This window comes from Streptomyces prunicolor NBRC 13075, from assembly GCF_000367365.1.
Taxonomy (GTDB): Bacteria; Actinomycetota; Actinomycetes; order Streptomycetales; family Streptomycetaceae; genus Streptomyces; species Streptomyces prunicolor.
Genome location: NZ_BARF01000142.1, coordinates 13,349 through 33,079, shown reverse-complemented (window position 1 = coordinate 33,079; position 19,731 = coordinate 13,349). Strand labels below are relative to the sequence as shown.

At 71.5% G+C, this 19,731-nt stretch carries 17 protein-coding genes; 9 read left to right on the top strand and 8 right to left on the bottom strand.

What is annotated here, in order from left to right; all coding sequences use genetic code 11:
* Nucleotide 1 precedes the first annotated feature (1 nt).
* From SPR02S_RS51565 to SPR02S_RS51535, 7 genes are all read right to left on the bottom strand, one after another.
* Nucleotides 2–3,178: a coiled-coil domain-containing protein gene (locus tag SPR02S_RS51565; RefSeq protein ID WP_020684309.1), complete on the bottom strand. Its 3,177-nt coding sequence runs from the start codon at nucleotides 3,176–3,178 to the stop codon at nucleotides 2–4.
* On the bottom strand, nucleotides 3,175–3,801 hold the full coding sequence (locus tag SPR02S_RS51560; protein ID WP_019064898.1) for a hypothetical protein: 627 nt from the start codon (nucleotides 3,799–3,801) through the stop codon (nucleotides 3,175–3,177). Before SPR02S_RS51560 ends, SPR02S_RS51565 begins: the two co-directional genes overlap by 4 nt.
* A 2-nt stretch (nucleotides 3,802–3,803) precedes the next feature.
* A complete protein-coding gene (locus SPR02S_RS51555) occupies nucleotides 3,804–4,370 on the bottom strand; it encodes a hypothetical protein (protein WP_019064897.1) in 567 nt (188 codons plus the stop codon).
* Nucleotides 4,367–5,662, bottom strand: coding sequence for a hypothetical protein (locus tag SPR02S_RS51550; RefSeq protein ID WP_106437190.1), 1,296 nt, complete (start codon nucleotides 5,660–5,662; stop codon nucleotides 4,367–4,369). The genes SPR02S_RS51555 and SPR02S_RS51550 overlap by 4 nt, the downstream gene beginning before the upstream one ends.
* A gap of 207 nt (nucleotides 5,663–5,869) precedes the next feature.
* Nucleotides 5,870–6,997 carry an AAA family ATPase gene (locus SPR02S_RS51545; RefSeq protein ID WP_019064895.1) on the bottom strand — a complete coding sequence of 376 codons (1,128 nt, stop codon included), beginning with the start codon at nucleotides 6,995–6,997 and terminating at the stop codon, nucleotides 5,870–5,872.
* Nucleotides 6,998–7,122: 125 nt separating this feature from the next.
* Nucleotides 7,123–9,483, bottom strand: a complete 2,361-nt coding sequence (locus SPR02S_RS51540) for a DDE-type integrase/transposase/recombinase (RefSeq protein ID WP_019064894.1) — start codon at nucleotides 9,481–9,483, stop codon at nucleotides 7,123–7,125.
* Nucleotides 9,484–9,501: 18 nt separating this feature from the next.
* The gene (locus SPR02S_RS51535; protein ID WP_019064893.1) at nucleotides 9,502–10,266 is read right to left on the bottom strand and encodes a TnsA-like heteromeric transposase endonuclease subunit; all 765 of its coding nucleotides are present in this window, start codon (nucleotides 10,264–10,266) and stop codon (nucleotides 9,502–9,504) included.
* A gap of 562 nt (nucleotides 10,267–10,828) precedes the next feature.
* On the opposite strand from SPR02S_RS51535, the gene SPR02S_RS51530 reads away from it, so the two are divergent.
* The 4 genes from SPR02S_RS51530 (at nucleotide 10,829) to SPR02S_RS51515 (ending at nucleotide 14,232) form a co-directional block, all read left to right on the top strand.
* Nucleotides 10,829–11,794, top strand: coding sequence for a hypothetical protein (locus SPR02S_RS51530; RefSeq protein WP_019064892.1), 966 nt, complete (start codon nucleotides 10,829–10,831; stop codon nucleotides 11,792–11,794).
* Nucleotides 11,795–11,860: 66 nt separating this feature from the next.
* Nucleotides 11,861–12,766, top strand: a complete 906-nt coding sequence (locus tag SPR02S_RS51525; RefSeq protein ID WP_019064891.1) for a hypothetical protein — start codon at nucleotides 11,861–11,863, stop codon at nucleotides 12,764–12,766.
* An 11-nt stretch (nucleotides 12,767–12,777) separates the two neighbouring features.
* On the top strand, nucleotides 12,778–13,806 hold the full coding sequence (locus tag SPR02S_RS51520) for an ImmA/IrrE family metallo-endopeptidase (protein ID WP_019064890.1): 1,029 nt from the start codon (nucleotides 12,778–12,780) through the stop codon (nucleotides 13,804–13,806).
* Nucleotides 13,807–13,950: 144 nt separating this feature from the next.
* Nucleotides 13,951–14,232, top strand: coding sequence for a DUF3892 domain-containing protein (locus SPR02S_RS51515; protein ID WP_019064889.1), 282 nt, complete (start codon nucleotides 13,951–13,953; stop codon nucleotides 14,230–14,232).
* Nucleotides 14,233–14,330: 98 nt separating this feature from the next.
* Here SPR02S_RS51515 and SPR02S_RS51510 read toward each other — a convergent pair whose 3' ends face one another.
* Nucleotides 14,331–15,401 (bottom strand): hypothetical protein, encoded by a 1,071-nt coding sequence (locus SPR02S_RS51510; protein ID WP_019064888.1) that lies wholly within the window; start codon nucleotides 15,399–15,401, stop codon nucleotides 14,331–14,333.
* 192 nt (nucleotides 15,402–15,593) lie between these two features.
* On the opposite strand from SPR02S_RS51510, the gene SPR02S_RS51505 reads away from it, so the two are divergent.
* From SPR02S_RS51505 to SPR02S_RS51485, 5 genes are all read left to right on the top strand, one after another.
* Entirely contained in the window at nucleotides 15,594–15,857 is a 264-nt protein-coding gene (locus SPR02S_RS51505; protein ID WP_019064887.1) for a helix-turn-helix transcriptional regulator, read from the top strand.
* 169 nt (nucleotides 15,858–16,026) lie between these two features.
* Nucleotides 16,027–16,881, top strand: coding sequence for a DUF6083 domain-containing protein (locus tag SPR02S_RS51500; protein WP_019064886.1), 855 nt, complete (start codon nucleotides 16,027–16,029; stop codon nucleotides 16,879–16,881).
* Nucleotides 16,878–17,360, top strand: coding sequence for a hypothetical protein (locus SPR02S_RS51495; protein WP_019064885.1), 483 nt, complete (start codon nucleotides 16,878–16,880; stop codon nucleotides 17,358–17,360). Before SPR02S_RS51500 ends, SPR02S_RS51495 begins: the two co-directional genes overlap by 4 nt.
* Nucleotides 17,357–18,826, top strand: a complete 1,470-nt coding sequence (locus SPR02S_RS51490; RefSeq protein WP_019064884.1) for a UvrD-helicase domain-containing protein — start codon at nucleotides 17,357–17,359, stop codon at nucleotides 18,824–18,826. Before SPR02S_RS51495 ends, SPR02S_RS51490 begins: the two co-directional genes overlap by 4 nt.
* A gap of 401 nt (nucleotides 18,827–19,227) precedes the next feature.
* Nucleotides 19,228–19,611 carry a hypothetical protein gene (locus SPR02S_RS51485; RefSeq protein WP_026151670.1) on the top strand — a complete coding sequence of 128 codons (384 nt, stop codon included), beginning with the start codon at nucleotides 19,228–19,230 and terminating at the stop codon, nucleotides 19,609–19,611.
* Nucleotides 19,612–19,731 lie beyond the last annotated feature (120 nt).

The window sequence follows — 19,731 nt, the reverse complement described above, 5'->3', positions numbered from 1 at the left end:
GTCAGGCATCGGAGCGCCCTGCGGTGATCCAGTCGGCGGTCAGTTCCACACGCTGGCCGTCGGCGTCGTGTCCCCAGGCGCGGGTGGGCTGGTTGTAGGCGTCGGAGGAGGAGGCGTGGACGAACCACAGCAGCTCGTCGCAGACGTCGGCGGCATCCACCAGCACACTGTCCTGGCAGGTGCCCAGGATGGTCAGGTGCTGGCGGCGCGCCACGTCCCGCAACGCGACGAGCATGTCCTTGCGGTTGACCTCGCCCAGGCTGTTGCCGAGCTCGTCCAGGATCAGCACTCGGCCCCTGGTCTCGGCATCGGCCAGCACTGCGGCCAGGACCAGCTGGATGGCATGCACCTTTACCTGGGCGCCGTTGGCGTTCTCCCGGTAGTGCACGAAGGCGCCGCGCGGGGAGCGTTTCCAGCGCGGTGTCACCTGCCACCGCCAGGGCCTGGCACCCTCGGGCCGCACGCTGTCGTATTCCAGGCGCGCACCGTCACCGCCCCGCTGCTGGTCCAACACGTTGAAAGCTTCGCTGATCTGCACGAACAAACCTTCGACGTGATGCTCGATCATGTCCTGCAGAGTCTGGAGGGTGTGCTCGCTGCGCTCTGCGGCAGTGGTGAGCTTGGCCAGGGCCTGCTCGCGCAAGGAGCGGCCGGAGGCGATCCGGGCGGCTTCGACGGCGTCCTTGTCGGCGTGGCCGTCCAGCCGGATCTGCAAGGGCGCGGCCACCTCGCCGAAAACCGTGCGCGGCAGCGCGGACGCCTCCTCCTCCGCGAAGGCGGCACGCAGGCGCTGCGCCAGCAGCAGGTCCTCGTCGACACCGGCCACAGCGCCAGCCGGCAGACCGTAGTGCTCGTACGCCTCCCGCAGATGATCCTCAACTTTTCGCCGCAGCCGGCCGGGCCGGGGCACCAGCGTGCCGGGATCGGCGGCCTCCAGGAGTTCAGCCGCCTCCTCGGCGGAGGCGCTCCACAGATGCTGCCACTGCGCGCAGGCGATCTCGGCACGGGCCCTGACCAGCGCCGTGTGCTCCTTGATCTGCTCCTTGTATGTCTTGGAAGCCGCGTCCCGGGTGAGCTTCGCAGCCGTCACCGCCTGGTCGTGGGCCGCCACTGCGCTCTGGGCCCGCTCCCACACGTCGTGCAGTCCCTCTTCCGCGTCCCGGGCAGCGGTGACTTTGCCGTCGGCCTCGGTGATTGCGTCCTTCAAGGTGGAGGCATGCCCTTCCAGGGCGGCCAGATCCCGTGCCGCCACGGCCGCATTGTGCTCGATCTCGGCGACCTCGAACTCCGACTCAGCCGTGCCCAGGCCCTCAACTGCCGCAGACACGTCGTCCGCGCACTGGCGCCGGTGCGCGACGGCCTGGGCCACGCGAGCGTCCCGTCCGGCGATCGGAGCCTGGAAGCCGCCGACGACCGCCAACGATAGACCGGCATCGTAGGCCGCCGGCGGGTCACCCAGAGCCGTCATACGCTCCTGCAACATGCCGAGGAATCCTGCCAGCGCCCTGCCGCTGCGCACCCCCTGGGGCAGGACATCCCCGGCACCCCCCGTCCCGTCGGCGGGATCGGCGGCGATGACCTGGGCACCGGGCAGGCCGCGCAGAAACTCCCGAGCGCGTTCGGCTTCGCCGCACGACACCACCACGGCGTCGCGCCAGGGCCACAGGCGCGCTTCCCACTGCGCACGGGCCGGCTCCTCCAGTTGCAGTTGGTCCATCAATCCGGCGGCGCTGATGCCGTGGCCGTCGAGGATCTCCAGGGCCTGACCCGCGACCCCACTGCGTCCCTGACGGGCCGCGTCCTCCAGCCGCAGGGCCTGTGAAAGGGCGCTGTCTGCGACGGCCTTCTCCTGCCGCGCCGCATACAGTGCGTTCCGGGCGGCTTCCAGCGCGCCGCGGGCATCGGCAACCGGAGTTCCCTGCCACAAGCCGGCGCTCGGCCGCAGGGGAGCCATGTCCCGGCGGACGATGTCCCGCCGGGTAGCCGCCGATGTTCGTTGTGCGGCGGCCTCCTCGGTGATCTGCCTGGCGTCCACCCACTTCTGGCGGGCGGCGCTAGCAGCCGCGGCCAGCCCGGTTGCCGCCGTCAACTCGCGCAGCCTCTCCTCGGCGCCGGCGACCAGCGTCCGCGCCTGCGCCACCCGCTGCTCTTTGTCCTCCAAGTCCGCCGCCAGCTTCCGGTCGACTGTGGCTGCCTGCAGGTAGCAGGCAGCCACATAGCGCCGCCACGCATGGCGTCCTTCCTCCAACGCACCGCGCGCGGCGACACGTGCCCGCACGCCCTCAAGCACCGTCTCCTCGTCCGCCAGGGCCAGCGCGTGTTCATCGCGCGCCTTCTCCAACTGCGCGGCATGTTCCAGGGCCTTGCCGCGGCGGGCACCCTCCTGCTCCAGCAGATGGGACATACCGGATAGCGCGATCAGAGCCTCCCCGATGTCATGCGGTTCCATCGCGGTCATCTGCTGGCTCAGCAGCGAGGGCACCGCCGGGCGCAGCGGCGTGTCGAGGTAGGTCAGGCACCGCGGTGCGTTGCCGTAGAGGGCATCGGCCATCCGACGTGCCGACAGCCGGCTCGCACTGCCCAGCTCCTGCCACAGGGCATCCGCCTGCACCGCACGCTCGGCATCGGACGAATCATCGGCCACGTGGACGCCCTCGGCCCAGTTGGCCTGGACGTACGGGGCGGACGCGGCGATGCGCACCCACACCGTCAGCACCCCCTCCCCGAGCTCGTCGCCGGTGACCGCACTGTCCGCGTGGTACGGGCCGGACCTGTCGTGCGCGAAGACGCCGACCACGTAACCGTGCGAGGCAGCAGGCATCTGCTGGGCCCGATCCACCCCGGCCGCATCGGGCTTGAACAGGATCCCGCTGGCGTACAGCCCGTGGTTGGACTCCAACCGCCACTGAGGATCGGCCAGCAGCAGCGAGACCGCGATGAGGAACGAGGTCTTGCCCGAGCCGTTGGAGTCGTCCTTGGGGCCCATCCCGGACACGGCGACGAACGTCTCGGGCACCACCGGCACCGCGTGGGTGGTCAGCCGGGCGATGTCGAACGTCTGGACCGCCACCAGATGACGGCCGCCGATGATGCCGCGGTGCTCGACGAGCTCGGGCAGTCCCTCCTCCCCGTCCTCGCCCGGCTCCTCGGTCCTGTCCTGAGTCCATGTGTCGTTCATGGCTCCTGCCTTTCCTGGCCGGCGGCGCGGGCCCGGCGCCGCCATATCGACTCGGCCATGACCCCCCTCGGCTCGGCCAGCAGCACCAGCTGTTCGAACAGGTCCGCTTGGGCTGCCGGCGTCAACCGCAGCAACTGGCTGCCCAGCACGATCCCCGAACTGGTGGACCGCACCAGGTCGGCGGCGGCAAGACGGCTCAGCGCGGCGTCCACGACCCCGTCGGGCACCGTGGACTCCTTCAACCGCTCCCGGCTCACCGGCTCCCCCTGAGTCCACAAGGCCTGCGGCAGGACACTGCCGCCAGCGCGCGGGACAGCGACGCTGAACAGCAACACCAGCGTCAGCACCGCACGGTCCTCAACAGGCAGGACACCGACACCCTCATCGGCCAGCCGCGCCCTGACCGTGTCGTCATAGCCGGATAGGAATCCCTCTCCCACACCGAGCAGCGTCCGGCCCGAAGCAGCCAGTACCTCCTCCACCACCCTGCGCAGCGGCACCTCTGCCAACGCTCGGAAACGCGCCGACGGCACCGGCCACCGCGCGGTCTCCACCGCGCACACCGCCGCCCGCACCTCTGCGCGGCGCTGCTCCGACAGCGCCTCCAGATACCGCACCTCCACGTCTACCCCTCCTCCACCCGGCAGGGCAGCAGGCCGTAGCCGTTCCGTAACTCATCGACATCCTGCTCGCTCCACGCGGCCACCATCGGCCCCAGCCGCACCATGCCGTCTCCGGCATCGGCGGCCAGGTAGCCCCACGCGCGCAGGACCCGCAGCGCGCTGCGATACGCCGAGGTCTGCGCGATGAGCGCCATGCCTTCCCGCAGCAGACCGTCCCCAGGCGGAGCACAGGCCGCCAGCACCTCCTCCTCGGCCACCACGCCCCCCGGGTACAGCCGCCGCTCCGGATCGGGCCAGCACAGGCGCACAGCCGCTCCCAGCGTCAGCAGTTGCGACGGCGTCGCCTCCCGATGCGTCAGCGGATCACCCACCACACCGCTGACCGGCTCCACGTCCGGCGCCCAACGCACCATGACCCCTGGGCCGCCAGCCGACTCCACATCGACAAGGCGCCGCTGCACATCGGCGGCGGCCCGCCGCAGCACCGACAGCCCATCCGCCGCACCCGCGGCCAGCGGCACGACCCGTCGGGCCCGGGCCCGGGCCAGCAGATAGGCGTCCTCGTTCATGCCGGCCCCTCCTGCACGGCCGAAGAGTCCCCGCCCACGGCACCCGACACGTCCTGCGGCAGCCGGTACAAGGACAGCGGACTGGCATAGGTGACCGCCCCGGCCGGATCGACGAGGATCTCTTCGTCGATCTCCACGAAGAACGGTGTCGCCGGGTCCGCGGACGCCTGCAGCAAGTCCACCACCGTGGCGATCGCCGCACGCCATGGCAGTGCTCCCAGCGTCCCGGTCAGGTCTGCCTCCTGCCCGCCCCTGGCCAACGACTCCATCGACGCCGAGCGCCGCCGGCGCAACAGCAGCGCCTTCTCCCGCGCCGCTTCCACCGGATCAGGACCCGGGGGGAGCGGAGCTGGCCGCGCCGGCCGCCGCCGGGGGGCCGGTGGCCGCCGCTCCCCGGCGGCCACGAGTACCTGCGCCGCGGTGATCTCCACGCTGGCGGGATCAAACACTGTGGCCGCGAACGCCTTCGCGAGCGTGTCCACCGGCGCGCCCAAGGCCGCCGACAGGTACTGCTCCGGCAGCAGCATGCTGAAGTCCCGCCGGGCACGCACCTGTTGCAATAGCCGGTCGGAGAACTCATCCACGGCCGCCGAATAGTGAAGCGCCTCATCGATCAACCGCGTCCCTGACGCTCTCAATCGCGGGAAGCGGTTGCTGACGGCTTTGACCAGCTGCTTCGCGTGGTCCAGCAACACGGCCTTGGACTGGTGATGGTGACGCTCACCCACCAGCTCCTCGATAGGCTTGGACCGCACCAGCCGCAGCAGATGCGCGGTGGTGATGGACAGATCACGCCGCACTCGCCGCAGCCGTCCGGCCAGCTGATCCTCACTCAACAAGCCCTGCGCCAGACCGACCTGCGTACGGTCCAGCAGGGTCATGATCTCCTCGACGCCGCCGGCTTCCGCCAGCCGCTCGAAGACCAACAAGGCCGCACCGCTGGTCGGATTGAAGACGTAGCGCCCCTCGTATGCCTTGCCGCGGGCCTGTTCCAGCATCCCCAGCTCCGCAAAGACCCGGAACCGGGCATCAAAGGCATCGCCCGAGGCCACCGAAGCACACGCTGCAGCAATCTCCTGCCGGGTCAGCCCCCGATCGGAGGCAAGATCACCAAACGCATCGTGAATCGCCTCGGCCAGCTGCAACGACAAAGGATCGTCCGAGACCGCACCCACCGTCGACGCCACCGGCGCAACAAACGGCCGCACGAAGTCCAACGGGTCACTGCGAACCCCAGCGGCAGCACCATCGAACAGATCACCCTGCTCGAAGCCGCTCTCCTGTCCAGACAAGCTCCCCCCAGAACCGGCCAGGTGCCCCCGCACCCTCCTCTAAGGGGCCGAACCTATCCGCCACGGGCGCTGCCTGCTGCCACATCACCAATACCCGCCGCATTCACAACGGATGGCGCAAACCCTCTGCCCGTCGGGCACTGCAGCACACGGTGGCGCCCTCGGCCAGGGCCCCCACGGCCGCTCGCTGCGGACCTGCGGTGCGATTCAAGGGCCGAGTTGGGCTGTCGCGGCGTCGATCTCTGTCATGGTGATGTTCTCGCTGCCGCTGCGGATCGCGATGACGGCGGCAGTGGAGATGACGTAGGTGAGGGCTTTGAAGTAGCCGCCGGTGCGCCGGTGCAGCTCGGCGGCGTGCTGGCTCAGGGCGTTTTCCTCAAGCCGGTACAGGCTCAGATCGGCCTCGAAGCTCGCCAGTACACGCCGGAACATCTTCTGTTCCTCCCTCTTGGCGCCCAGGGGCAGGGGGTGCAGCCAGGTCACCGGCAGCAGCGCGGTCGGTGAGGGGGAGACGGGTTGGGTCGGCTGTCCCGCCCGTTCGAGCCGCACCCGGTTCTCCTCACCGACCCGGATCAGGTCTCCGGCCAGGATGCGGGCCTGGTGCAGGCGGTGGCTGGCGCCGGTGCCGCAGAAGATGAGCGAGATGCCCAGCTTGTCGCGTAGGTAGTCGAAGTAGGGCAGCACGTTCGCCAGGTGCTGCGGGGAGGCGCGGTTGATGTCGTCGATGAGCAGCAGGCGGGTCTGCGCCGTCTCCAGGACGTAGTTGACTGGCAGGGTCACGTCCTGGTGCTTGCGCATGTCCAGGACTTCTTGGAGGTTCTTCGGCTCGGGGTTGAGGCCCAGGTAGGAGCCGATCTCCCAGAGCCAGTTCACCCTCGGCTCCGGGTCTGCGGGAGTGGTGATGTGCACCACCGGGATCGTGTTCTTCTGCCGGCCGTTCGTGGTGGCTTCGATCTCTTTCTGGGCGGTGCGTCCCATCGCCCGCAGCAGGCAGGTCTTGCCGGTGCCCGGGGGACCGTCGATGACTTGGTCCATGAGCCCGTCACGGCCTCCGCTGTTGCGGTGGATCGCCTCGACGACCGTCTCCTGCATGTAGGTCGTCGCGTCGGTGGGCACCATCCGCAGATGCCGGTGGTAGGCGATGGCCTGTTCGTCCTTCTTCCTGTCCGTGGCGGGACTGCTGCCCGCAGCCAGGACGGGCGGCTTCACCTCCTCGTCGACGAAGTGGGTCCAGCCGGTGAGCTGGAACAGCGGCAGAGGCCGCATGGGGGTGTCCTGCAGCTGCTGACGCAGGCGGGCTTCACGTTTGTCACGCAGTTCGACGGATGCCTTCATCACGCTTCTCTCTCATCGCGGTTCCCGCGGCCTCGACGCCGGCGGACCGGCTTTGGACCGCAGAACGCGTCCGCCCCCGAGGCCTGCCTGCGGCTGCGGCGTTCACGGCCCCTGCCCCAGGTCGTCTACATCTCCCATACGTCGTCCTCGGCCTCGTCGTCACTGTCCGGATCGAGGTCGTCGAGGAGCTCCGCCTCGACGACCTCGTCGGCAGCTGCCGGTACTTCGGCCGTGGAGGCCTGCGGACCGCTGCCGTCGCCGTCGTCGGGGAAGAGCCCTGCCAGCGGATGCGGAGTCTGCCCGCTGTCCGACGGCCGGTCTGCGCCGCCGGTGCCTGCGGGCAGCGCCGGCGGCGCGGATGCGGGCGGGGGCGCCATGGGGGAGATGGGCAGCGCCGGGTAGGGCCGCAGGGTCGACAGGTCGAACTCCTCCAGATCCGCGTACGGGTCCTGGGACGGTTGTTCGGTGTCCAACTCCAGTCCCTGGAAGGGCGGTTCGGCCCCGGTGCGCTTGGGTGGCGGTCTGCGGCTGCGCCGTCGCCGGTCGCGCTGTGCCAGGGACAGGGCGATCGCCTCTTCGTCCTTCTCGCTGCCGCCGGCCGCGCGGTTCTGTTCGGCGTGCTCCTGCCACATGTCCGCGGTCCACGGATCATGCAGCAGGTGCCGCAGCCGGAAGTCGCAGGTGACCCAGGTGCCGCCCGTGTGGTCGTACAGCCACACCCGCTCGGGACGGTAGGGGTTGAAGCGGCACTCCCACTTGTTCTCTGCGCCGGGCAGCTTCGAGCCGCCGCGCAGGAGGATCTCCCGGTAGTGGGCGGCGTCCTGCGCGACGGGCTGATAGGTCCGATAGTTGATCATGAAGCCGCCCTTGCCGGGGACGACCCAGCGCGACAGCAGGAAGAAGCGGTTCTGGGCGGGGGAGAGCGGCACGGGCCGGTAGCCGCTGCGGGCCACCTGGACGGCGTACATGTCGTTGGGGGACAGCACGACGCCTGGCCGGAACGGATCGCGCAGTCCCGCGTTGGGGGTCTGCTGGTACTCCAGGGCCACCCATTCCTGGGCCATCTGCTGGAGCTCGGCGATCGTGTACAGCGGCATCCGTTCGATGCCGCGGCCGCGTTTCTTGTGGCTGCGGCCCTGCCAGCCGTGCCGCACGTACTGGCTGAACCGGTGCGCGAGGGTGGTGAAGGAGTGCTCGACGAGCGGCTTGTCGGGCCCGGTCCTCTTGCGCGCCGGGCGGCGGGCGATGCGCAGCCGGTCGCAGACCTCGGTGAAGTGCTCGCTGACGTAGGGGCTGCCCTGGTCGTAGATGATCAGCTCGGGGCGGATGACCGGGCGGGCGGCGGTGGCCTCGGTGAACCGCTCGTCCGCCGCGCGCAGCGCCCCGAAGGGCAGGGTAGAGGCGGCGGCAGCGCTCAGCGGGTCCCAGCCGGGCATCACCGGCCAGGGCGCGAAGACCTGGGCCAGCATCAGGGTCAGGTCGATCGCCCGGGTCGCCTGGCCCGCCTGTCCGCTCTCGGCGTCCCGGGGACGGCTGGGCGTGATCATCAGCGCGCACATGCTGTGACTGGCCACGTCGATCAGCCACGTCAGCTCCGTGGCGGTGGGCCGGCCTTCGTCGCCGCGGGCCAGGATCCGCAGCGGCGTGGTGTCGACCTGGGTGACCTGTCCCGGCCGCAGCACGATCTCACGCCCGCCGTGGGGCAGGGGCGGGGTGGAGGCCAGGGCGGCCCGGGCCCGCGTCGGCTGGTCCAGGACGTCGGCCAGGCCGGACTCCTTCATCCGAAGGTAGAAGGTGGAACGGGAGGGCAGCAGAGCCGCCACGGCAGCCGGATCGCCGAACTCCTCGCCGTAGCGCGAGTGGAGCAGGTCCTCGACCTCCTCGCGGATCAGCTCGATGGTCACGTCCGACTCGCGTGCGCGCCGGGCCACCACCTCCTGCATGGCGGTCAGACACCGCGGGTCGGTGAAGCCCCCCGGCCGTTTGTCCCGCGCCGTGGGCAGCAGGACGACCGGGTTCTCCCCGGCCGCTTTCCACTTGCGCCGCTTGTCGGCGAGGGTGTGGGCGGAGCAGCGGATGCCGTCGGCGGCCAGCCGCGACGACATCGCGGCGCACCGCTCAGCCAGCGTCGTGCCCGGTCCGAATCCCCGCGCATGCTCACTCCTGCCCGGCGCCAGACCGGTGTCGATCTCCACCATGCGCGCCTGCCACAGCGCGGCCTCCTCCTCCGCTCCCTCCTGCCGTCCCCACCCGCCCAGGGCCGCGCCGTCCGCGACCGGTGCCCCACCGCCGCTGACGACGGCGAAGTCCTCCGCGCCCACCAGCCACCGGTACGACACCGCCCGCGGCGCCTCCCCACCGTCCTGCGGCACCAGCGTGACCTGCACCCCCTGCCACGCCACCACCTCCCACTCGCGCCCCTGCCAGCGCACCCACGCCCCGATGGACAGCGACCCCGCAAGCCGGCCCTCACCCGATCCCGCCATGTGCCCCCTTCCGGTCCTTCAGGCCGTCCAGGCCACGGCGTCGGGCAGCAGCGGCCGCGCGATATCGAACAGCAGCCGCCGCTGCCACAGCATCCGGTAAGCAAGATCAAGACCCATCAGCTCGTCCAACCCGCTCGCCGCCACCCCCGCCCGCAGCCCCGCCGGCTCCCTGAACGCCTCCAGCAGCGCCCGCCCTTGACCTTCCTGGTCGCCTTCGGGGAACCGGTAGCCGGCCAGCCACCCCAGATTGCGTCCGCGCACTCCCGCCGGCTCACGCACCTGCCGCACCCGCCACCCGGCCGCCCGGGCCACCTCCTCCAGCACCTCAAGCCTCGACGCGGGCAGGCTCTCCCGGCCGGGCGGCTTCAGTACCAGCACCTCGCGCACACCCGCGGCCGTGCGCGCCACGAAATCCGGGCGCCAGCGGCGAAGACGGCCTCCCGCCCGCCACCGCAGTTCCACCGGCCCGGCACTGAACGCCGCCCAGGCCGGCTCGAAGTCCAGCTCCACCGCCAGCCGCCACTGCCGCAGGCTGCCGCACACCACGGTCTGCTCCCGCGTCGCCACCGGCCAGTAGGTGATGATGCCTTTGCGGCCCCGATAGGGCACCGGCTCGCTCACCGGCCCGAACTCCTCCAGCGCCACGCCCCGAAGCCCGGACGCGCCGCACACGTGCACCGGCCCGTACGGCTCGCGGTACACAGCCACGACACCCTGCCCCGCTCCCGCTCCCGGCACCGCCTCGCCGTCCGCCAGGTCGCCGTGGGCCTCCACCGTGCTCACGCAGCCCACCTCGTGTGGCGCCGCAGCACGGCCCCGCACATCTGCCCGGCCGTCCGTTCCTGCGGTTCCGGTCCCTGACCGTGCGCCAGCCGGCGCACGAATCCGCCCTCCGCCGTCTGCCCCCGTACCGGCAGCGGCCTACGAGGGCCGGATCGCCAGTCTCCCGCCACCTCTTCCCCCACCCTCTGCCCTTCCGGGCGATGACCGCTGCCGCACCAGCCCGGCATCCCCATGCTGCGCCGCGCCGCGTCGCGAGAACTGCGCCGCCCGCCGGATACGCCTGAAGGGGTGAACAAGCTGGCGCTGAGGAAAGGCGTCGGGTAATGGCCGCCCGCGTCGTGTGTGGCGGCTCGGCTGTCGAACTCGCCCACCGGGAAGCCGACTTCGCTCCGCGCGAGGTCTCCTGCACCGACCGGTCCCGGGAGAGGAGCGAAGAAGCCCCACGGGCGAACACGCCTGCGGTTCCCGGCCCGTGGCGTGTTGCCTGGTGTGACTGAGACGGCAGGTGTATGCAGACAGGAAGCCTGGTTCACGCGGTCCAGGCGGGTCGGGGGGTGAACCGGTGACGGGTGGAGCGTACGAAGAGCTGTCACAGACGGGCGAGCCCGGGCCGAAGACGCTGGAACTGCTGCTGCGCATGGTCCACCAGGTGCGCCGCGCGTCGGGGTTTCCCCCGCCCGAGGAATACACGCAGTGGAGCGACGACGCGGCCTACGACGTGATCACGGCCATGCTGACCCGAGAGGGCGCAGGCCAGAAGTTCGTGACCGCCTGCTTCGCACTGGCCATCAGCGACGTCACGCTGGAGCGGCTGTTCCTCGCGTCGATCAAGAACTTCCTCATCGACGAGGCGAAGAAGACCCCGCGAGGCAAACTGCGGCGCCGCATCGCCCGGCTGATGAGCGAGGACACGTCCTTCCGCCGCAGCCCGGGCTCCCCGCCGCGGTGGGCACTGAGCGGCCTGCCCGAGGACGCGGTGTGGCAGGGCGACCTCGACGATCTCATCGCCGAGGCCTCGCGCGTGGACGGTGTCGGGATCACCCGCTGGAATCACTCCGGGCCCACACCCCGCAAAACGGTCCACGCACTCATGACCGTTCTCACGCGGGTCCTTGAGCACGCCCAAGGGGCGGTGCGGGAGGAAGACCTCGCCAGGGTGCTCGAGTCACGGTTCGGGCTGTTGGCCCCGGCCCGCTTCACCACGCTCTTCGCCGACGACGGGACGCTCGCCGATCCGGCCGAAACCGGCACGGCGGCCGTCCCTGCCGACTCCACGGGCGCGAGCGGCGACGCCGAAGACATCTGGCAGCGGCTGACCGCCGACGAGCGACAGCTGCTGCCCTACCTGGACGAAGACGCCCATCATGCAGCCCAGCTGTTGGAGATCGGACAGGCCCAGGCCCGGGCCGTTCTGGCAGGACTGAAGACAAAACTCCGGCTTGCGCTGTCCCAGGACAGCGACCGGGAAGCGGTCATGCGGGCACTGCTACGACGCTGCGAGGATCCGTCCCCTGAGCCGCCCCTGTGACGTCGTCCGTATCCAGTGAGAAGAGAATGCGCTGATGGACCACAGCCGAGGAGAGGGGGAGACACGATGAACCCTGCCCAGAGCAGTGCCTACGAGCGGCTGGTGGCTGCTGCGGCGGGACTGAAAGTGCCCGACGCCGTCCGGAAGGTCGCCACTGCGCCGCCTCGAGATCCTGAACCCAGCCAGATCTGGAGAGCGGTCTGGGAGGACACCGTCCAACTGCAGGTGCTCACCGCGGTCACGGACGGCACGGTGCAGGCCGTTCCGGTCTCCTTCGAACGCTACGCCGACACGGACACCCTGCTGCTGCCCGCCGGCGCCTCCACACTGGAGCAGCCGCTGGCCCTGTGGTGGGGACTGCAACTGCCCCTGCCCTGGTACGTGCTGGACCGCCAGATCAGCCAGCTGACCGCGCCGCTGCCCGCCTCCACAGGCCCCACCCGCCCCCGCGAGGTGCCGCCGGGCGCGACCTGGGGGAGCACCGCGCCGCACCCCACGGCCGCGGCGGCGGAGTACCGGGGCGTCCTTGCCGACGGCCTCGCGGAACTGAGCGGTGCGCAGTGGGTGCCACAGGGATCGGGGGCCCTGCCCGAACTGCTGCAGCGCCGAGGCATCACCATCAAACAACTGGCCTCACAACTGAACCTGCAGCCCCCCCACGCCCTGGCGGTGTGGCGAGGACAGGCACCGCTCGCACCCGAACAGGCAGAAAACCTCGCCGCAACGCTCGGCCTGGCCACCGATGAGGTCCTGGCGGCCAATCCGGCCCTGCCCGCCCCCGTGATCCACGAACTCGGCCGCCCCGCGCGCCGCCCCCAGGTACGCGCCCTCGCCACCCGCACCGCGACGAGCGAGCCCGCCGCCCGCCGCCGTGCCGCCTTCGGCATCTACGCCCTGGCGGCACGCCAGGAAGGCACCACCACCGACTGGAGCGCGAGAGCGGACCGCTACTTCGAACTCCATCTGCGCTAGCGAGGTCAGCTGTGGTCAACTACGTACTCGCGGCTGCCGCACGTCACCAGGCCACCGCGATGCTGGCGGAACTGGAGACGCACACCCCGGGCGCAGCACAGCGCCTGGCGCGCTCGGCCTTCACCGAACTGCGGACCTGGCCGGAACTGACCGTCGACCTCGTCCCCGAAACCCAGACCGGCTCCCGCTGTAGTGTGGCAGGCGCCTACGACGTCGGGCCGCCTGCGCTGATCTCCGTCGCCGACGCGGCCAGCCCCGCCCGCCGGGACTTCACCGCCCTGCACGAACTGGGCCACCACCTCCAGAAGAACAGCTTCGACCTGATGGAGGCCTTCGAGAGCCAGTCCGACGGCGGCCTGCAGCTGGAGGACGCGGCCTGCGACGCCTTCGCCGCCGAGATCCTGCTGCCCACCCCGCTCGTCGACCACCACCTGGATGCCGCCGGCCCCACCGCTGACACGGTCGCCGGCCTGTGGCGGGCGGGAGCCGCCTCCCGCATGGCCGTATGCGTGCGCGCCGTCCAGCGTCTGCCCGCCCCCGGACACATCCTCCTGCTCGATGACGGCGGCCGGATCGCCTTCGCCGCCTCCCACGGCCTGCGGCCGCTGCGCCGAGGAAGCTTCCAGGGCGACATCCCGGTCATCGACCGGGCCCGCTCCTCCGGCCGGGGGCGCGCGCAGGGGCGCACCCAAGTCCGTTACCGCGACGGCATCCTGGGACGGGAACTGCACACGCAGACCGCGCCGATGGGCGGCTACCTGGTCGCCGTCCTCGTCATCGACTCCGCCCCCTGGCGCCGCTTCACGCCCCCCACCAAGGACACCGGACCCCAGGCAGGCGATTACCTCTGCGCACACTGCGACGAGGAGTACCGCTCCTTCGAACCCGCCTGCTCCGCCTGCCGCGTCCCCCACTGCCCCGAGTGCGGCCGCTGCTCATGCACACCGCGTGCGAACGGACATCTGTGCCCGGGATGCTTCATCCAGCATCCGCCCGCGATGTTCGCCGACGGCAGCGACCGCTGCCTGGACTGCTCCTGACGCCCCGCCAGCCCCTCCAGGACACTCCCGTTCCGCTACCCGCGAGTTACGTCGTCCGTCCCAGGCGAAGCACCCCGCACCCGGGGTGACGGGTCCCGGCGCCGGCTCCGGAACCCCGTCGGGCAAGGCCGGCAGAAGAGAACCATGGCCATCCAGATCACCGCGGTACGCCTGTCCGGCGGCACCATGCACGAGCACATCACCCACCTGTGGTGGACCGACCAGTCGGACGGCAAGACCGGCGACAACACCCGGGCCCAGATCGTCACCTGGATCGAAGACAAGAAGGGACAGGCCTACACGAGCGATGCGGGCGGGCACCGGGCGGAGGTCGTCGTGGTGACCCCGCAGCGCGGCGAGAAGTACCTGCAGACCCGTGCCGACGGCCGGTTGACCAACAACCTCCTGGCCCTTCCCCGCCGCTGAGCACTCCCGTCCCGGGGCGGGAGGAGGGCGCCGGCCGTGCCGCTGCCGGGGCGCACCGCCCCGGCAGCGGCACGGGCTTCCGCAGCACTGACGGCCCATCACGGACTGCTTCCCGGCTGCCGTGAGAGGCTTTCGGATCGTGCGGTGTCTTCGCCGTGCGGGGAGTGCGCGGACAGCTCCCACCGGATCTCGTCGCTGTCGTGATGATGGTGCCAACTGCTCACGAGGCGGGCGCGGACCAGCTGGTCGAGGAGGTCCTCCAGCTGCTGGAGCGGTTGCCCGCACTGGCGGGTGAGGACATCGGGCTCGCCTCCGCCCGCCCCGGCAGTGCTGTGGGCGGCCAGGGCGAGTGAGGCCAGCCGCAGGGCGGAGGGCAGGGCGGGCGAGATGGCCAGTGGGGTGGGGTGCAGGGCCCATTGGGCGGCGCGGATGCGCGCGGTGCGCCCGGGGGTCTGGTGGAGGACGGCGGCGTCGAGCAACTGCGCCTGGAGAGGGGAGCGTCTGCCTCCGGAGGGGTGCAGCCAGCCGGCGTGCTCCAGTTCGAGCCACAGCTCCGCGCGGCCGTGCAGCCGCATGCCGCGCAAAAACCCGTGAGGCAGGCGGATCTGTCCGTGGCGGTCGGCGCGCAGCGCGCACTGCAGGGCGAGCAGCCGGGCGGCGGGGGAGGAGAAGCGGGGCAGCGCCGCGGCGAGGTAGGTGAGCATTTCGCGTACACGCCGCTGTTCCGCCGGGCCGAACGGCGGCGAGTTGCGTGCGGCGTCCGGCGTGCGGGCAACCGGCTGGGCGCGGCCGGCGGCGAGCAGGGTGGAGGGCACGACGGCGGTGTGGCTCATCGCCGCCGCGCAGGCGGCGCAGGCATCGGCCAGCCGCCACACGCGGCCGCTGCGGTCGCAGGTCAGGGCGAGCAGGACGGGCCCCGCGCAGCCGCGGTGGCGGGGGTGCCAGTGGCAGCCCCTCGTCCGGCACTGGCAGGTGCGCAGATGTCCGGGCAGCACGTCGGCGCGGGCGTGGCGCGCCAGATGGGTGAGAGCGGCCGAGCGGGCGGAGGCGGCCGGCAGGACAGGACCGGGTGTGCAGCGCGGACAGGCCAGAGCCGGTCCGCCCGTCTGCGGGCGCAGGTGCACTGTCCAGATGCGCTGCACCGTGGCGTGTGTGCTGGCAAGCCGCATCGGCTCGTTGTCCCCTTCCGGTCCGGCCCGCGCCGGCCGCGTGCGGTGGTCTCCCGGTACGCACGCCGGGCCGCCCGCACCGTAGTGCAGATCCCTGCACTTGCGCAGGGCGGGTGTCCAGCGCGCTCACCTGCACTGATAGTGCAGAAATCCGCACTGACAGGGCAGGTGTCTGCACCGTCGGATGGTGGGGTGACGATCTTGCCGCCCGACCCGGACCGCAACGCCCTGCGTGTGACGCTGGCGCGGCTGAGGAACGCGCGCGGGTGGACCTTCGACGAACTCGCCGAGCGCAGTGGCCTGGCCCGGCGCACGCTGATCGACCTCGAACACGGCCGAGCCGCCGGCACCGTCACCACCTGGCACGCCCTCGCGCACGCCTTCGACGTCCCCATCGAGCGGCTGCTCGGCCCGCTCTGCGACGACCACACCCCGCCCGGACCCAAGGGCGCCTGACCCCGCCCCTCCCCGGCCCGGCACGCGCCGTAAATCACCCGGACCGGCGAACCCGTACAGAACGCACGTACGCCGTACCGTGCTGGTATTCGATACTGCTGGGCCACCCGGGGGACTACCCTCCCGCCAGCCCCGCCTTCACGGTGTGCCGCCTGGCACGGTCCTCGCCATGCACCCCAACTCCGCCCCCACCGGCTGCCACTGGGACGGCAGCACCCCCACCGTGCCGGTACGCCGTCCGCTGCGGGTGGCGGCCACCAGCCCCAGCCGCCTGCTGCGCGCCGGCCAGAGCGGCCGCTGCCACCGCTGCGGCAACCGCACAGACCTCTACCAGCGCGCCGACGGACGACCCATCGCCCTGCACCCCGCCGAACTGGCCACCACCCACATCCCCGCCTCCTGCCGCTGGCACCTGAGTTCCGGCATCGCCCACCCGCACGACGACGGCAGCGCCTGGTGCCGCATCCCGCACGCCGTGCTCTGCCCGCAGCGCACGCCCGTCTGCCGGATCAGCCGCCCTCTCGCGTCGGCACGCCGCCAACTCGCCGTACGCACCCGCCGCCTGATCGACACCGGCGCCTTCACCCCCACGACGTCCCCCACCGGCGCAGCGACTGCCGTCACCGGCGAGCGCCCGGTCGTGCGGATGCTGCTGGTCCTCTACCTCGCAGACGGCCCCCTGGAGGGCATCCGCTGCGTGGCCCAGACACACCGCCGCCACCGTTGCCCCAGCCCCCTCCTGACCCCCGACGGCCCGGCCGGATCCTGGAGACAACTGCCCGTCGGCCCCCGGCGCGGCCAGCTCCCTCTGGCCGAACAGACGACGGCCGTCTATGACCTCAGCCGGCTGCCCCACGCCGAACAACGGCGCTGGCGCCTCCAGCACTGCCCCGCGCACGCCGCCCCCCACGGCGCCGCCGACCTGGCGCTGGCCGGATGGCAGGTCTTCGACCCCCTCCTGCACGCACAGCACCTCCGCACCGGTCCGCCCCATCCGCCGGCACACGGCAGCAGGGAGAGATGACGATGCCGCACCACGCCCTGGAAATCCTCCTCACCCGCCCCCTGGCCCCGGCCGAACTACGTGACGCCGCCCGCGTACTGCCGCTCGCGGCCAACCACGACACCACCCGCCTCATGACCCTCGTACGCGCCAAAACCCCCGGCCACGCCGCACACCGGCTGCGCCAGCGCCTCGCCACGCGGCTCCCCGTGGACGTGATCACCACCCATTACCCGGACACCAGCGGGCAGGTCCTGCTCAACCTCGCCTTCCCGCCCGCGGCCCGCGCCACGATCCGCCACGCCGCCCACCAAGCGGGTCAGAGCCCGGAACTCTTCGTGAAGCTGGCCCTGCACCGCGCACTGGCCCAGCACGCCAGCGACGAGACCGACCGCCTCGACCGGGCCGTGCAGCACCTGCTCGCGGGCACCACGGCCGCACACCTCCTGGCAGCCGTCGGCCACGCCCTGACCCGAACCCCCGGAGCAGCCCCCGCATGAACCCGACCGACGAACAGACGGCCGCGGCCGACGCCTTCCACGCCGGCCAGCACCTCGCCCTGCAGGCCGGCGCGGGTACCGGCAAGACCACCACTCTGACTCTGCTCGCCCGCACCACCAAACGCCGCGGCCGCTACCTCGCCTACAACCGGGCCATCGCCCAGGACGCACGCACCCGCTTCCCCGACACCGTGCAGTGCAAGACCGCCCACGCGCTGGCCTACGCGGCTGTCGGCCACCGCTACGCCCGCCGCCTGAACGCCCCCCGCCGCCCGGCCTGGCAGACCGGGCAGGCCCTCGGCATCACCAAGCCGATCCGCATCGGCGAACGCGACCTCTCACAAAAGACCCTCTCCAACGCCATGCTGCGCACCGTGGCCGGCTTCTGCCACACCGCCGACGAGACGATCACCCGCCATCACGTCCCCCGCCTGCGCGGTCTGGAAGACAAGGACCTGCACACCCAACTCGCCGCCCACATCGTGCCGTTCGCCGAGAAGGCATGGGCCGACCTGCAGCATCCCGACGACGGGGCCGCGCGTTTCGACCACGACCACTACCTGAAGATCTGGGCCCTCAGCCAGCCGAAGATCGACGCGGACTTCCTGCTGCTGGACGAGGCTCAGGACACCAACCCCGTCGTCGAGCAGGTCTTTCTCGATCAGCGCGGCCACGCCCAGCTGGTGATGGTCGGCGACTCCGCCCAGGCCATCTACCAGTGGCGTGGCGCCAAAGACGTCATGACCGGCTTCGAGGGCACTCAGCTCGTCCTGTCGCAGTCCTTCCGCTTCGGTCCCCACCTGGCCCAGGAGGCCAACCGCTGGCTGGCCATCGCCGAGGCGCCGATCCGCCTGACCGGTACCCCCGCGGTGCCCACCGAACTCGGGCACCTCGTCCAGCCGGACGCTGTGCTGTGCCGCACCAACGTCGGCGCCATGGTCCACGTCATGGACCTGCTGGCCGCCGGACACCGGGTAGGGCTGGCCGGGGGAGGGGGCAGCCTGCGCGCTCTGGCCCTGGCCGCTCGCGACCTCAAGGAGGGCCGCCGCACCTCCCACCCCGAACTGGTGCTGTTCCCCTCCTGGGGAGAACTGCAGGACTACGCCGCCCATGACCCGGCCGGACGGGACCTGCAGCCGCTGGTCGACCTCGTCGACACCCACGGCGCCGACGCCATCCTGGCCGCCCTCGCTCACCTCACGCCGGAGCAACAGGCCGAGGTGACCGTGTCAACGGCTCACAAGGCCAAAGGCCGTGAATGGCCCCGCGTGAAGATCGCCGACGACTTCACCCCTCCGAAGGACACCGACAAGCACGACGACACCGGCCGCCCTGTCCCCGGACCGATCAGCGACAGCGAAGCCCGTCTCGCCTATGTCGCCGTCACCCGCACCCGCCAGCGACTCGACCTCGGCGGCCTCTCCTGGATCCACGAACACCCCGACGGAAACCCGTCGGCACGCTGAATTGTCCTCGGGAACCCGCGGAGGGTGGGCGGCAGGGCCGTAACAGCTTTTTGTAAGCGGGCGAGGGATGCCAGCGCCGCTCTCTCGCCCCCGACGAGCCGGACGTGCCGCGCTGCTGGGCGTCAGAGTCGACCAGTGCGGGCGGCGCCCCGCCGGCGTCTGGTAGTGGCCGGCGGCGAGCCGGTGACCCACCGGCAGCTCCCCGATCAGCATGGATCCGACCCGGTAGCCCGGTGACAGGGAGCCGATCAGTCGTACGGAGAAGGCGGGCCGGATACACAAAGCGCGCTGCAGCGGAGGAAAGCGCACGCTCTGCGGCCAGCCGCTCCGCTCTCCGGTTCTGCCGCAGGCATCGAGGCCGCCCGCTGTCCACAGACGGCCCCTGGCAGGTTCCTGAAGCCATGAACACCAGCTCGCCGGGCAACGCCCGGAACAACAGGAAGGTGCCGCGCTGCGAGCGCCACGACTCCTTCCTCCGCCCGGAAGAGCAGGACGAGTCCGCCGACCGGTTCCCGGCCGGCCACCAGGCACAGATGACCTTTCTCCTGGCCGCCTACGCCGGCAACGCCTCTGTGGTTGCTGCGCTCTTGGGCACCCGCGCGCCTACGGTGCGCCGTCACTGCCGTGGGTGGCCGCTGCCTCCCGGGCCCCGGCTGCGCCGGGCCCTGCACCGCCGCGTCCTGGACCTTGTGTGCCCGCGGTGCCTGTCCGACCGGGCGGCTGAAGAGGCCCGCCGGGCGAGGCGGGAGGCCCGGCGCGCGGCCCGCCGGATTCCGCGTGAGTAAAGCGGTCCCCATCACTGAACTGCCGGCCTGGGCGAGAGACCGCGTAGCGAGGGCTCTCAGCTCGCACGTGAGCCGGGTGAAGCCTCTGCGCATCATTGATAGTAAAAAGCTAATTTAAAT